Here is a 14,945-nt window from a genome sequence, read left to right on the forward strand (position 1 = left end):
TGTCATGTCCACCCGTCCCGGCATTCTGATCGTCAACCGCGCCTATCCGCCCCTGAACGGAGCGACGGGGCGGTTGCTGCACGATCTGGCGCGGCATCTGGTCAAAAGCGGGTACAATGTCACCATTCTGGCGACGGGGGAAGGCAAGCCCGGCCAAAGCCGCCGTGGTGCGATCGGCATCACCCGCGTCCGGGCGGGCGGCCCCGGATTCTGGCGCTATTTGGCGCTGATGGCGCGGCTGGCGCGCGCGATGCTGCGGGCCGGACGGCACGACATCGTGATCACCCTGTCCGATCCACCGATGCTCTATGTGTTGGGCGATCTTGTCGCGCGGCGCTGGAAGGCGGCGCATATCCACTGGTGCCATGACCTGTACCCCGATCTTTTTCCGGTGCTGGATATGCCCGTGCCGCCGGGTGTGCTTGACCTGCTGCGCCGTTATGGCCGGTACGTACTGCGCCGCGCCGCCTGTGTCGTGACGCTTTCGCGCTGCATGCAGCGTTACATAACCCGCACCGGCCTCGATATTCGACGCACCGCGGTGATCGAAAACTGGCCCGACGCGGAACAGGTCGACGAAACAGCGCCTGCGATGCCCGACCGGCCGCTGGCCCCCACCGGCGATTTGCCCCATCGGCGCGATCTGCGCGGTCGCCGCCTGTATTCCGACCCCACGGGCGAAAAATTCCGCGTTCTGTATGCCGGCAGCATCGGTCGCGCCCACCCGGTCGAAGCCATCGTCCAGGCCGCGCGCATCTTGCTGAAAGCCCAGCCGGACATTGAACTGACCTTCGTCGGGCAGGGGCCGGGATTCGAGCGTTTGGCGCAACTGCGCGCGCAAGGCGGTCTGGACAATATCCGACTGATGCCGCCGCAGCCGCGCGCGGCACTGCGTACCTTGATGGAAAGCGGCGACGTGCATCTGGTGACCATGCGCGACGAGGCTTTGGGTATGCTGTTGCCGTCCAAATTCTACGGCGCCCTTGGCGCGCGCCGCCCCTGCGTGTTCGTGGGCCCGGCGGAATCCGACATCGCGCGCATCATCGCGCGCTATGCCTGCGGGCAGGTCGTCCGCCCCGGCGACGGCAAACAGCTTGCCGCCGCGATCGCCCTTTACCGCAACGATGCCGAGGCGTGGTTTGCCGCCCACGAGGGCGCGCAGGCCGCGCTTAAGGCCCGCCTCCCGCGGGAGGCTTTTGCCCTATGGTCCAACGTGATAAAAAAAGTCCTGCATGACCACGACGCTGCGCGCCCTCGCTGACGATCCATGGCCCGTTCTCTGGGCCCGCCGCCGCGCCGGTGCGATCGGCCTTGCGCTGGGCCTTGTGCTGGCGCTTTTCCTGTGTCTGGTTTTGCCGCGCTGCTGGCAGGCGTCGATGGTGGTGGGGCCGGGCGGACACGGACCGGGGGCCGACCTTTCGGCGCTGTTGCCCGCGTCGGAATCGCCGACGGTGCAATACCTGCTCCAGCGCGTGGGGTCGGTCACCGCTGCCGATTTTTCGATATACGAAACCCTGATGACCGGACCGCGCATCGCCGCCGCTCTACAAAAGGATGACGCGCTCAAAGGCCGGCTGGGCGCATTATGTGCGTCCTGCGCCACCGATCCCGCCATACTGGCGCGCTGGCTGGATGCGCATGTCCGCATTCGCCCCGTCGGGGCGACCCAGATGCGCCGCATCGCGTTGCGCCTGCGCGACCGCGAACTGGCGGCGGACATGCTGCGCGCGCTGCACCGCCTGACCGACGAAACCATCCGCACCGATGCGCGCCAGCGCACCGACCAGCGCATCGCCTATCTGCGCGCCCAGTTGGGCATGGTCGCGAATCCCGATCACCGCGATGCGCTGATCGCCTTGCTGAAGGAACAGGAACGCACCCGCATGATGGTCGGCATCGACCGTGATTTCGCGGCCGAGGCGATTGACCCGCCCAGTGTCGATGCCCACCCGGTTTTCCCCGACCCGTATCTGATAATGCCGGTGTTTGCGTTGCTTGGTCTGGTGGCGGGGCTGGGTTACGGACTTTTGCGCGAATGATCCCGGCCAGCGTCATCGTCGTCACGAAGAACGAGGGCGAAAATCTGGCTCATTGCCTTCTGCCGTTGGTCGGCACGTTCCGGCAGGTGGTGGTGGTCGATTCCAATTCCACCGACGACACCATGGCCACGGCCAAGAATATGGGGGCGGAATTCCTGCCCTTTTCGTGGAACGGCAAATACCCGAAAAAACGCCAGTGGTGCCTCGACGCGATGCCGGGGCTTCAGCCTTGGGTGTTTTTCGTCGACGCGGACGAGGTGGCGACGCCGGAACTGATCCGCGAACTGCGCTTGCTGTTCGCGCGCGGTAACATGGCCGACGGCTATTTCGTGCGCGGGCGCTATGTCTGGCTGGGCCGCCGCCTGCGCTTTGGCATGGCCAACAACAAGCTGTGCCTGTTTCGCCGCGACCGTTTCCGTTTTCCGGTCGTGGGCGATCTCGATATCCCCGGCATGGGCGAAATCGAAGGCCATTACCAGCCCTTACCGCTGGGCCCGGATGTAACGATCGGACAGGTTTCCGCCGCGCTGGTTCATTACAACCGCAAGGGCCGTGGCGAATGGAACCGCCGCCACGAACGCTATGCGACTTGGGAGGCCGCGATGATCGCGCGCGACGCTTTCCCGCCCGACCCTGTGCCGTGGCGACAGGAGCTTAAGACCCTGACCCGCGCGTCATGGGCGCGGCCCTATCTGGTGTTTTTATACGCCTATGTCCTGCGCGCCGGTTTTTTGGACGGCGCGGCGGGGCTTGATTTCGCGCTCGCCCGCGCGGGCTATGCGCGCGACGTCCAAAGGCGGCTGCGCAGCCTCCAGTAAATCCGCGGGAAAAGGGATTTAAACGCGTGGGCCACCGCCTGCACGCCGCGCACGCCCGGTGCGCTTATCCCCAACTCGCGACGGATCGCTGTCTGTTCGCGTCGTCCTCGCGCGGGGTTGCGCTGCGAAACGCCGCCGGTCTCGAAATCGCACACCGCGAAGGGCAGGTGCGCGCGTGTGCCGTCCATCCAGTATTGCGCGGTGAATTTATAATCGGCGGCGATGGGGTAACGCAGATCGTATCGCCGCGCGCCGCGCAGGAAAACCATCGCCTGATGATGCGTCGGCATCCCATAGGCGATACCATGTCGCGCGGGTTTGAGGCGCCCGCCCTCGCGCGCGTCGCCGTAAAGAAAACCAGGGCCGAGAAAGGGCAGAATGCGCGAAAGCACGCCGCCGTCCACGAACACGTCGCCCGCGTTCATGAAGATCAGGTAATCACCCGTCGCGCGCGCGATGCCCTTGTTCATGGCGTCGTAAATTCCGGCGTCTTCTTCGACCGCGCCATCGATCACGATCCATTCGCAATCGGGACAATCCTGCGCCGCCACGCTCGCGCGCGTGCGGGCAAACCCGTCCGGATTGTTCTTGGTGATCGTGATGATGCTAAAGCGCATCAATGCGTTCGGTCGATCAGATCATTGGCGTAAATGCCGCTGACCGCAAGGTTGGACAGGATCTGCGTGATGTCCTTGGCGGATTCGATGAAATCGAACGGTTTGGGATCGCGCGGCACGACGATGGTGCTGCCCGGCGTGACCATCAAAGGATTCACGCGCGTCCAGGTCCGCCCGCTGACGGGCCGGGCCGAGCCGTTGGGATAAAGCACGAATATCCGTCCCTCGTCGGCATTCATCGTGGTGCCGCCCGCCTCGGTGATGTAATCGCGGAATTTCTTGTCGGACCGGAATTGCAGCGCGGCAGGGCTTAAGACCTCGCCCGTCACCCGGACGCTCAAAGGCCGTTTCGGGACATAGATGATGTCGTCTGCTTCAAGCAGGATGTCCTGCGCCGGGTCGCGGCGTAAAATTTCAGGGTCTGATTCCACGGTGATCCGGCCCACGGGTTCGATGGTCTTGAGTTCGTTGACCAGATCCTTGGCCAGCGCCATCTGCGCCATATCGACTTTGCCCGTGTCGTTGTTCGCGGCCAGCGCGATCGACCGTTCCAGATCATGCGCGGCGATGGAAAATTTCTCCTTCTCGCGCCGACGTTCCGTCGCGCGCGAAAACACGGTGCCAAGCGGATAGGCCTGATCGGTCAGTCCGCCCGCGCGTTCGATCAGGACAAGCAACGTATCCCCGCGCATCAGATCGTATGTGCCGGGGTTGCGTACCTCGCCGCGAATAGTGACGCTTTGCCGGGTCACAGCCTCGAACCGGTCGGGGATGTGCAGCGCGTCCCCCGCGCGCAGTGTCAGCCCGCCGTCATGCGGATCGCTTAGATCCACGACGTCGCGGTGGCTGATCGCGGAGGTCGATGCCGACATCAGGCCGACATCGTTGCGGCTGATCTCGGCCCGGGTCAGATCGGCGTCGTTGTTGGCGCCGCCCGCGACGTCCACAAGCCGCAACGCCGAAATCGAGCCCGCCACCGGCCACCGGCCTGGGGTGCGCACCGCACCAAGCAGGCTGACCGCGTGTTCGCGCACGAAACCGGCGACAAGCGGGGGCAGGTCGTCTGGCTGCTTGCCGTCCATGATCGTGCGCACGTCCGCGCGCGATAAAAGCCGGATTTCGTCGCCGTCCTTGGTCGGTTCGTCGACACGGCCCGTGAATATGCCTTGCGGCGAAAACGCGATCAGGTCGCGCGACAGGTCCGAATCCTTGCGCCTGCTGATCACGCCCATCAACGGATAGACGTCGTCGCCGAACGCCTCCGCCCGCCGCAACAGTGCCGAAAGCTTTTTGTAAGGTGCCAGCGGGTAGGTGCCGGGACTGCGCGTTTCGCCCAAAAGGGTAAAGGATCCTACACTGCGGTCCAGCGTGCGGTTGACCGCGATGATTGCGCCGTCGCCGACTGCGCGGTCGGTTGAATCGGCCGAAATGGATATGCTGGTGCGCGTGCCGTTGCCGTGCGGCGTTTGCAAGACCACGCGGTTTTGTCCGCGCGCGGTCGGGCCGCCCGCCAGCCTTAATGCATCGGCAACGCTTGGCGCTTCGTCATCTGGAAGTTCAAAAATACCGGGCGTGCGCACATCGCCCGTGACCGCCATGGTGGATCCCAGCGGCGGCACGATGATCCGGTCGCCGTCGCGCAACAGGGGCAGTTTGACACTGCCGCGCCCGGCGATAACGCCGTACAGATCGACCGTTTCGGCGTTCCCGTCACGGATCAGCTTGATCGCGCGCAGGCTGCCCGTTTTCAATATGCCGCCGCTTTGCTCCAGCGCCTCCAGCACGGTTTGCAGCGGCGTTACCGCCTGCCGTCCTGGACGCGCCACCCCTCCGGCCACCAGCACGCCGATCTGGCGCACATGTTCCAGCGAAAGATAAATGTCGCCGTGATAACTTTCCGATTGCATCAGGCGGATAAGGTCGGCGCGCAATTCGCCCAGCGTCTTGCCCGCCGCCGCCATCGGCGGCAATAGATCGATGTTCAGTGTACCCGTCTTGTCGATGGTGTAGCTTTCGCGGTCCTTGCGTTCGCCCAGAAAGGCGATGGTCAGCCGGTCGCCCGCGCCCAGCACGTAATCGTCCTGCACGGCACCGTTCGCGGGTGTGCCTTTGGGGGTGGCGGCAAGGAAGTCGTAACCGAACTGGCGCAGGGTCGGGTCGCCCGATGCCGCGCGGTAAAACTGCTCAAGCTGCGAAGCGGGCGCGCCGCGTGGCGGAGTGACGACGGGAAGGGCGGAATCGAGCGCAAGGTCGGGCGCAAGTTCGCTCATCCGCGCGTTTGCCGGTGTGCCTTGCGCCGGTGCGTCCAGTGGTAGGGGCTGGCGCAGATGCGCGGGCAGGGCGGCGTCGATATCCGCAAGGCTCATGTCTTGCGTTTCTGCCTGTGAAGCACTGTCTGCGGCTTCCTGCGCGCCCACGTAATTGACCTGTGCCGCGAACGCGGCCAGATACACGCACAGGATCAGCGTCAGACGTCTGAAAATAGGACCACCCTCCCCAAAAGCATGGCAAAAACCATGCAAGTATATGGGGAATATCGCAAGGCGAAAGCACCCAAAACGTGACTATCCACCTTTTAAGAATGGCCGCCGGCTGTGCCGGGCTGGATGAACCCTGGCGTTATGTAGCCACTGAAGCGTCTTGTAGGGAAAAGAGACGGGGCTTACCTTCGCTTGAGGGCGCTCAAATTAAAAAGTTGCATAATCCAAGTATAATTTTTATCTTTTTGCAGTTTTCATATTTACAAAAGAGGGTGAATTCGATGCGCCTGTCCAATGCTGCCTTGCCCGATATTAGCGCCGGTGTGGAAAAGCCCGCTTACGACCGCACGCAGTTAAAAAGCGGTATCGTCATGTTTGGTTTGGGGAATTTCGCCCGCAGCCATTTAGCAAAATACTTGCACGATCTTATGCAAAAAGGAGAGGCGCTGGACTGGGCCATTACAGGCGTCAGTCTTGTGGGCACGGCATCGCGCGATAATGCCCTGGCGCAGGACGGTTTATATACGCTCATCGAAAATCCCGGATCTGACAACAGGGCAACCGTCATTGGTTCTGTGCGCAACGTTATCTATGCGCCGGAAAACCCGCAGGCGGTGATCAATGTCATGGCCGCACCTGATATACGGATGGTCGCAATGGCCATGACTGCGAACGGATACTATCTCGACTCGCATGGCAAGTTGATGTTGGACCATCCGGATATCCGGCATGATCTGACCGCACCGCGCCCAAAAACGGCGTTGGGATATATCGCCCATGCGCTGAAAACGCGACGCGATGAGGGCGTGGGCGGGTTTACGGTCCAATCTCTCGACAACATAGTGCACAATGGCGATTACACACGCGAAGCCCTGATGTCGTTTATCACGGCGTGGGATCCGTCGCTGCCTGCCTATGCGCGTGAAAATACGGCATTCCCGAACAGTATGGTTGATCGGATTGCACCGAAAACAGCGCCGAAACACACGGCGTTGGCGAAGGCGCTGACCGGGTTGGAAGATGGTAACGTTATCCCGACCGAGATCTTTACCCAATGGGTGATAGAAGATGCTTATGTTGCTGGCCGCCCGAATTTTGAAAAAGTGGGCGCCCAGTTCGTGCCGGATGTGACACCGTACGAAATCATGAAGCTGCGTCTCCTGAACGTTAGCCATTTGGGCATCGCCTGCCTGGGCGATGTCGCCGGTCTGGCAGGGATTGATGAAACGATGGCAAATGCTGATTTTCAGGCGTTCATGGAACGTCTGATGGAGGAGGAGACCGGCCCCACCGTACCCGAAGTGCCGGGTGTTGATCTGGCTGATTACAAGAAAACGCTGGTCGCGCGCTTTGTAAATCCCGCCATTGATGATACCACCCAGCGCGTGGCCACCGATGCGCCGTTGCAGGTGTTGGTCGATACGGTGCGCGAGCGTCTGGCGGCCAACCAGCCGATCGAACTGCTCTCGCTAATTGCGGCGGCCTGGCTCAAGCGTACGCGTGGCGGCAAAAACGAACGCGGCGGCGACATTGTCGTGAACCATCCGCTCAAGGACGAGCTTGCCCGTCTTGGTATGCAGGGGGCGTCTAATTCCGATCCGCTGCCGCAACTGGGGCTAAAATCCTTGTTCGGCGATCTGGGGGAGGACGAACGCTTTGTCGCGCCGGTGGCGAAATATCTTCACCTTCTGGATACCAAGGGTGTGCAAGAGGCAATGTGGCGGGCATTGGGTATTGACGGTTCCGCGCCCTTCAAGTTCCACACGGGTGCCGTGGTGGATAATGCTGCAGGCCTGCGTCCGCGCGTGACCTGAGATGTGCCGCGCGCATGCGCGCGCGATCAAAAGCTTGAATCCTGATGGATTTCGGGACCGTGCCTCTCTATAAAGGAACGGTCCCATTTTATTTTAAAACATAGCAAGGAGTTTATCATGACTGCCTCACCTGCTGCCAAAACCAAGGTGGTTCCGCTCAAACAAGGCAATCTCGCTTCAATGCCGGAAGGTGTTGAGATTCCGGGCTACGACCGCGGTAAGCTTGTCTGTGGCATCGTGCATCTGGGGTTTGGCGGTTTTCACCGCGCACACATGGCGCGCTATACCCATGAACTGATGCAAAAGGATTTCTCGGCCAACGCTGCGTGGGCAATCGCCGGTGCCGGCTTGATGCCGGGCGATAAAAAGATGCAAGACGCGCTGGCGCCGCAGGATGTTCTTTATACCCTGGTCGAGCGCGAAGGCACGCATGAGAAGGCATCCGTCATCGGCTCTGCCGCGCAAATAATTTTTGCGGGGGAATCTAGTGCCGAGCTTTTGGCGCAAATCGAAAAGCCCTCGACAAAAATTGTAAGCCTGACGGTCACGGAAAACGGATATTGCCTGAACCCGGTCACCAAAAAACTGGACCCGAACCATCCGGTGGTGGCTGCTGATTTGACCAATCCGCAAACTCCGAAAAGCGCGATTGGTATTATCGTGGAATCCTATAACCGCCGTATGCAGAAAGGAATGAAACCTTTTACGGCTTTGTCATGCGATAATATTCAGCATAACGGAAACGTCTTGTGTGAAGCGGTGATGGCGTTTGCAAAGTTGCGTGATCCAAAGCTCGCGGCATGGATCGAGCAAAATGCCACCTTCCCCAACACCATGGTTGACCGCATCACGCCGGTGACGAAGTCCGAGGATATTGCGTATGTCGAGCAGAGCCTGGGCATCGCGGACGCATGGCCTGTTGTGTGCGAATCTTTCACCCAATGGGTGATCGAGGATAAGTTCGTGGACGGCCGTCCTTCCTGGGAAAATGTTGGCGCCCAGTTTGTGCCGGATGTCGAGCCTTATGAGGTGATGAAGTTGCGCCTGCTCAACGCAAGCCATCTTGCCGTGGCATGTCTTGGCGATTTGGCGGGGTATACCTACATCGATGAAACCATGGCGAACCCGCTGTTCAAAATGTACATGCGCGCGCTGATGGATCGCGAAACAGGCCAAACGCTGCTGCCCGTGCCGGGAATCGATCTGCCTGCCTATAAACAAAAACTTGTCGATCGCTTCGCCAATCCGGCCATTAAGGACACGGTGCAGCGCGTGGCAACTGATGCGCCGCTCAACACCGTTTTGGCTTCGATCAAAGATCGCCTGAAAAAGGAAGAAAGCATTGATCTTCTAGCGCTTGCGCTGGCGGCTTGGTTGCGGCGCGTACGTGGCGGCAAGGATGAAACCGGTCGTGAAATTGTGGTCAGGCACCCTCTGGCTGTCGAGCTGCAGGAAAAAGCTGTCGAAGGCGGAGCCAATCCTGCGCCGTTGCTCGCCATGACTCAGCTGTTCGGTGATTTGGGCAAAGATCCGCGTGTGGTTGAGCCGGTGTCAAAATACCTGGCCTCGATTTACAGCAAAGGCACACTCGAAACCATGCGTGAAGCCAGTGTCGCCCTGGGTTTTTAGCCTATCTTTGTGAATGATATGTATGCCCCTCCCGAAAAGTAGGGAGGGGTTTTTTATCGGCCGCTTTTCGGGCTTTTGCGTTGAATGACGATTTTCTTAAAAAAGTTTAAAAAGATGTTTGACACGGGGGAAGTAATAGCCTTATAAGACCCCACACCGACGGCAGGAGCCAAAAGCGAAAGCCGGTTCGAGTAACAAGCCGATCGGTCTTGACCGTTAAATAGTTTCCAACTATAAGACGGTTATCCAAATAGGTTTGGTTTTTGCCCGGGAGGCCATCCCGAAGAGGGATGGCTGGTTTCGGGCGCGGTTTTTGAACATCGTGGTATAGATACTAAAGAGATACGCAGGCAGCGATCCGTGTCTCATGAGCTTGCTCATGAGTTCGTCTTCACGACGTCACGACGATTGATCTGCAACGTATCTGCATTCAAATACGCAAAATACATGCAGGTCAGTCAATTTTATGAACGACCATCATATGCACTCCGGTTCCGGTTACCCAATCGGACTTTTTCATCGCAAGATGAAACGGAGATGCCAGTGATATGGTCAGGTCAATACTTTCAACTTGAGAGTTTGATTCTGGCTCAGAACGAACGCTGGCGGCAGGCCTAATACATGCAAGTCGAACGCACCTTCGGGTGAGTGGCGCACGGGTGAGTAACGCGTGGGAATGTGCCCTTGAGTACGGAATAGCCTCGGGAAACTGGGATTAATACCGTATGATGTCCTCGGACCAAAGATTTATCGCTCAAGGATCAGCCCGCGTTGGATTAGCTAGTTGGTGGGGTAACAGCCTACCAAGGCGACGATCCATAGCTGGTCTCAGAGGATGATCAGCCACACTGGAACTGAGACACGGTCCAGACTCCTACGGGAGGCAGCAGTAAGGAATATTGGACAATGGGCGAAAGCCTGATCCAGCCATGCCGCGTGAATGAAGAAGGCCTTAGGGTTGTAAAATTCTTTTAGGGGTGACGATAATGACGGTAGCCCCAGAAAAAGCTCCGGCTAACTCCGTGCCAGCAGCCGCGGTAATACGGAGGGAGCGAGCGTTGTTCGGAATTACTGGGCGTAAAGCGTGCGCAGGCGGATTGCCAAGTCAGGAGTGAAATCCCGGGGCTTAACCTCGGAATTGCTTTTGAAACTGGCAGTCTTGAGTATCGGAGAGGTTGGCGGAATTCCCAGTGTAGAGGTGAAATTCGTAGATATTGGGAGGAACACCAGTGGCGTAAGCGGCCAACTAGACGATAACTGACGCTCAGGCACGAAAGCGTGGGGATCAAACAGGATTAGATACCCTGGTAGTCCACGCCGTAAACGATGTGTGCTAGCTGCTGGGCAGTTTACTGTTCGGTGGCGCAGCTAACGCATTAAGCACACCGCCTGGGGAGTACGGTCGCAAGATTAAAACTCAAAGAAATTGACGGGGACCCGCACAAGCGGTGGAGCATGTGGTTTAATTCGAAGCAACGCGAAGAACCTTACCAGGCCTTGACATGCCAGTGACCGGTCGCAGAGACGCGACTTTCTCTTCGGAGCACTGGACACAGGTGCTGCATGGCTGTCGTCAGCTCGTGTCGTGAGATGTTGGGTTAAGTCCCGCAACGAGCGCAACCCTTATCTCCTGTTGCCATCATTAAGTTGGGCACTCAGGCGAAACTGCCGGTGACAAGCCGGAGGAAGGTGGGGACGACGTCAAGTCATCATGGCCCTTACGGCCTGGGCTACACACGTGCTACAATGGTAACTACAGTGGGCAGCAATGGCGCGAGCCGGAGCTAATCTCCAAAAGTTATCTCAATTCGGACTGTTCTCTGCAACTCGAGAGCACGAAGCCGGAATCGCTAGTAATCGTGGATCAGCATGCCACGGTGAATACGTTCCCGGGTCTTGTACACACCGCCCGTCAAGCAATGGGAGTTGGTTCTGCCTGAAGACAGTGCGCTGACCGTAAGGGGGCAGCTGGCCACGGCAGGGTCAATGACTGGTGCTAAGTCGTAACAAGGTAGCCGTTTCGGAAGGAGCGGCTGGATCACCTCCTTTCTAAGGAAAAGTCGGGGAGCGTCCCAAACATGTTTGGGTCGGTTCGCTGTCTTCGCATCTCTTTGGTATTCGGATTAAAGCGGGCTAGTAGCTCAGTTGGTCAGAGCACACGCTTGATAAGCGTGGGGTCGCAAGTTCAAATCTTGCCTGGCCCACCATTATCGCCAACATTAAGGGGACGTAGCTCAGCTGGGAGAGCGCCTGATTTGCATTCAGGAGGTCGAGAGTTCGATCCTCTTCGTCTCCACCATCTCTTTAGTCCGGGATCCGATTTTGAAATCAGGATCAAGTGGTTATATCAACCCTTTGATCCTGGCTTCTAAAGTCAGTGGTTTTTGATACATCGTGAATAGGTTTTGAAGTAAGTGAAGATGAATAAGATCATGGTAGTTCCGGTCTTGTTGTATCAGCGACAAGACAGGTAACAACGTGGTCTCCAGCATCTCATTTATTCAATTTCTGCTGTAGTACAAGTAAACACGAACGGCGCAGATTTTATCCAAGGCTTTTACAAGAGGGCTTGGCTCTGTGCGTTGTTCGATTAAATCTCAAGTATGACAAGTGCATCTGGTGGATGCCTTGGCGATAAGAGGCGATGAAGGACGTGATACGCTGCGATAAGCGTCGGTGAGCTGCGAATAGGCTTTGACCCGGCGATCTCCGAATGGGGCAACCCACCTTTTGATCTGTTTTCCGAGAGCGGGCCTGCACAAAGGCGCGACTTCGGTCACCGGTCTCCGGTAACGGATCAAGTAAAAGGTATAAAATCCTGAATACATAGGGGTTTTAAGCGAACGCGGGGAACTGAAACATCTCAGTACCCGTAGGAAAGGACATCAACCGAGACTCCGTTAGTAGTGGCGAGCGAACGCGGACTAGGCCAATGGTTGATCTGTAATAACTGGAACCGTCTGGAAAGTCGGGCCAAAGAGAGTGATAGCCTCGTACAGGTAAAAAACAGATCAATCTTCGAGTAAGGCGGGACACGTGCAATCCTGTCTGAACATGGGGGGACCATCCTCCAAGCCTAAGTACTCCTTATCGACCGATAGCGAACCAGTACCGTGAGGGAAAGGTGAAAAGAACCCCTATTAGGGGAGTGAAACAGACCTGAAACTGGATGCATACGAGCAGTTGGAGCGGGCTTGTCCCGTGACAGCGTACCTCTTGTATAATGGGTCAGAGAGTTAGTTTGTGCAGCAAGCTTAAGCCGAAAGGTGAAGGCGTAGCGAAAGCGAGTCCGAATAGGGCGATTTAGTTGCACGAATTAGACCCGAAACCCGGTGATCTAGCCATGGCCAGGCTGAAGGTGCGGTAACACGCACTGGAGGGCCGAACCCATCAATGTTGAAAAATTGTGGGATGAGCTGTGGTTAGGGGTGAAAGGCCAATCAAACCGGGTAATAGCTGGTTCTCCGCGAAATCTATTTAGGTAGAGCGTCATGTATCCTCACTTCGGGGGGTAGAGCACTGGATCGACTAGGGGGGCGCGAGCCCTACCAAATCTAACCAAACTCCGAATACCCGAAAGTGCGACCATGGCAGACAGGCGGCGGGTGATAAGGTCCGTCGCCGAGAGGAAAAGAGTCCAGACCTACAGCTAAGGTCCCCAAGTTATGGCTAAGTGGGAAAGGAAGTGAAGACTCCAAAACAACCAGGAAGTTGGCTTAGAAGCAGCCATCTTTTAAAGAAAGCGTAATAGCTCACTGGTCTAATTAAGAGTTTTTGCGCCGAAGATGTAACGGGGCTAAAGCCATACACCGAAGCTTAGGATTTCAGAGAATTTCGGTTCTCTGGAGTGGTAGCGGAGCATTCTGTAAGTCTGTGAAGGGCAATCGCGAGGTTGCCTGGAGATATCAGAAGCGAGAATTCTGACATGAGTAGCGAATAACAGTGTGAGAAACACTGTCCCCGAAAGACCAAGGGTTCCTGCGCAAGGCTAATCCGCGCAGGGTGAGTCGGATCCTAAGGCGAGGCCGAAAGGCGTAGTCGATGGCAACACGGTTAATATTCCGTGACCTGGTGGAAGTGACGAAGGTCAAAGTTTGTTCGGTCTTATTGGATTGACCGGGCGGGCGATGAACTTCCAGGAAATAGCTCCACCGCATAGTCCGTACCCGAAACCGACACAGGTGGTCTGGTAGAGTATACCCAGGGGCTTGAGAGAAGGATGTTGAAGGAACTCGGCAAATTGCTTGCGTAACTTCGGGATAAGCAAGCCCCCTATAAAGGCAACTTCGTAGGGGGGGCACAAGCCAGGGGGTGGCGACTGTTTATCAAAAACACAGGGCTCTGCTAAGACGAGTAAGTCGAGGTATAGGGTCTGACTCCTGCCCGGTGCCGGAAGGTTAAAAGGAGAGGTGAAAGCCTTGAATTGAAGCCCCGGTAAACGGCGGCCGTAACTATAACGGTCCTAAGGTAGCGAAATTCCTTGTCGGGTAAGTTCCGACCTGCACGAATGGAGTAACGACTTCCCCGCTGTCTCCAACATTCACTCAGCGAAATTGAATTCTCCGTGAAGATGCGGAGTTCCCGTGGTTAGACGGAAAGACCCCATGAACCTTTACTATAACTTCGCAATGGCATTAGGAAATACATGTGTAGCATAGGTGGAAGGCTTTGAAACCCGGCGCCAGCCGGTGTGGAGCCGACAAGTGAAATACCACCCTTGTGTTTCCTGATGTCTAACCTAGGCCCGTTATCCGGGTCGGGGACATTGCGTGGCGGGTAGTTTGACTGGGGCGGTCGCCTCCCAAAGAGTAACGGAGGCGCGCGATGGTAAGCTCAGGACGGTCGGAAATCGTCCATCGAGTGCAATGGCATAAGCTTGCCTGACTGCGAGACTGACAAGTCGAGCAGAGACGAAAGTCGGTCATAGTGATCCGGTGGTTCTGTATGGAAGGGCCATCGCTCAACGGATAAAAGGTACTCTGGGGATAACAGGCTGATAGCGCCCAAGCGTCCACAGCGACGGCGCTGTTTGGCACCTCGATGTCGGCTCATCACATCCTGGGGGTGGAGAAGCTCCCAAGGGTATGGCTGTTCGCCATTTAAAGTGGTACGTGAGCTGGGTTCAGAACGTCGTGAGACAGTTTGGTCCCTATCTGCCATGGGTGTAGGATACTTGAGAAGAGTTGCTCCTAGTACGAGAGGACCGGAGTGAACGAACCTCTGGTGTACCGGTTATTGCGCCAGCAGTAACGCCGGGTAGCTATGTTCGGACGGGATAAACGCTGAAAGCATCTAAGCGTGAAGCCTCCTTCAAAACTAGGTATCCCTATCAGGGCCGTCGAAGACTACGACGTTGATAGGCCGGATGTGGAAGCGCTGCGAGGCGTGAAGCTAACCGGTACTAATTGCCCGATCGGCTTGAGATTTTTTCGAATGGCGTGCAGGGTCGAACCCTGTTGACGGTTGCCCTGCGTGGTAATCGGCCGCTTTCGTGTGAAAGTCTCAGCAGGAAACTTGAATAAATTGATGATTGGATGTTGCCATGCAA

General features: G+C 57.5%; 7 protein-coding genes, 2 tRNA genes and 2 rRNA genes. 9 read left to right on the forward strand and 2 right to left on the reverse strand.

Annotated elements, in window-relative coordinates; translation table 11 throughout:
- Positions 1 to 4: 4 nt before the first annotated feature.
- The 3 genes from H6866_06835 to H6866_06845 are packed head-to-tail and all read left to right on the forward strand — an operon-like array spanning position 5 to position 2,857.
- Positions 5 to 1,261, forward strand: coding sequence for a glycosyltransferase family 4 protein (locus H6866_06835; GenBank protein ID USO07144.1), 1,257 nt, complete (start codon positions 5 to 7; stop codon positions 1,259 to 1,261).
- Positions 1,233 to 2,039 carry a hypothetical protein gene (locus H6866_06840; GenBank protein USO07145.1) on the forward strand — a complete coding sequence of 269 codons (807 nt, stop codon included), beginning with the start codon at positions 1,233 to 1,235 and terminating at the stop codon, positions 2,037 to 2,039. The genes H6866_06835 and H6866_06840 overlap by 29 nt, the downstream gene beginning before the upstream one ends.
- Entirely contained in the window at positions 2,036 to 2,857 is an 822-nt protein-coding gene (locus H6866_06845; GenBank protein ID USO07146.1) for a glycosyltransferase family 2 protein, read from the forward strand. The genes H6866_06840 and H6866_06845 overlap by 4 nt, the downstream gene beginning before the upstream one ends.
- On the opposite strand, the gene H6866_06850 is transcribed toward H6866_06845, so the two are convergent.
- Positions 2,815 to 3,474: a hypothetical protein gene (locus H6866_06850; GenBank protein ID USO07147.1), complete on the reverse strand. Its 660-nt coding sequence runs from the start codon at positions 3,472 to 3,474 to the stop codon at positions 2,815 to 2,817. The two genes, H6866_06845 and H6866_06850, sit on opposite strands and share 43 nt — an antisense overlap.
- Positions 3,474 to 5,927: an SLBB domain-containing protein gene (locus tag H6866_06855; protein USO07148.1), complete on the reverse strand. Its 2,454-nt coding sequence runs from the start codon at positions 5,925 to 5,927 to the stop codon at positions 3,474 to 3,476. Before H6866_06855 ends, H6866_06850 begins: the two co-directional genes overlap by 1 nt.
- A 107-nt stretch (positions 5,928 to 6,034) precedes the next feature.
- Between H6866_06855 and H6866_06860 the strand changes: the two genes are divergently transcribed.
- From H6866_06860 to H6866_06885, 6 genes are all read left to right on the forward strand, one after another.
- Positions 6,035 to 7,768, forward strand: coding sequence for a mannitol dehydrogenase family protein (locus H6866_06860; protein ID USO07149.1), 1,734 nt, complete (start codon positions 6,035 to 6,037; stop codon positions 7,766 to 7,768).
- Positions 7,769 to 7,885: 117 nt separating this feature from the next.
- Positions 7,886 to 9,397, forward strand: a complete 1,512-nt coding sequence (locus H6866_06865) for a mannitol dehydrogenase family protein (GenBank protein USO07150.1) — start codon at positions 7,886 to 7,888, stop codon at positions 9,395 to 9,397.
- A 566-nt stretch (positions 9,398 to 9,963) separates the two neighbouring features.
- Positions 9,964 to 11,453, forward strand: a 16S ribosomal RNA gene (locus H6866_06870).
- 74 nt (positions 11,454 to 11,527) lie between these two features.
- Positions 11,528 to 11,604, forward strand: a tRNA-Ile gene (locus H6866_06875).
- Between the two features lie 16 nt (positions 11,605 to 11,620).
- Positions 11,621 to 11,696, forward strand: a tRNA-Ala gene (locus tag H6866_06880).
- Between the two features lie 296 nt (positions 11,697 to 11,992).
- Positions 11,993 to 14,819 (forward strand): 23S ribosomal RNA (locus H6866_06885).
- Together the 16S and 23S rRNA genes with 2 tRNA genes alongside form the textbook arrangement of a ribosomal RNA operon.
- Positions 14,820 to 14,945 lie beyond the last annotated feature (126 nt).

The organism is Rhodospirillales bacterium (genome assembly GCA_023898805.1).
In the GTDB taxonomy this organism is placed as follows: domain Bacteria; phylum Pseudomonadota; class Alphaproteobacteria; order Micavibrionales; family UBA1664; genus UBA6145.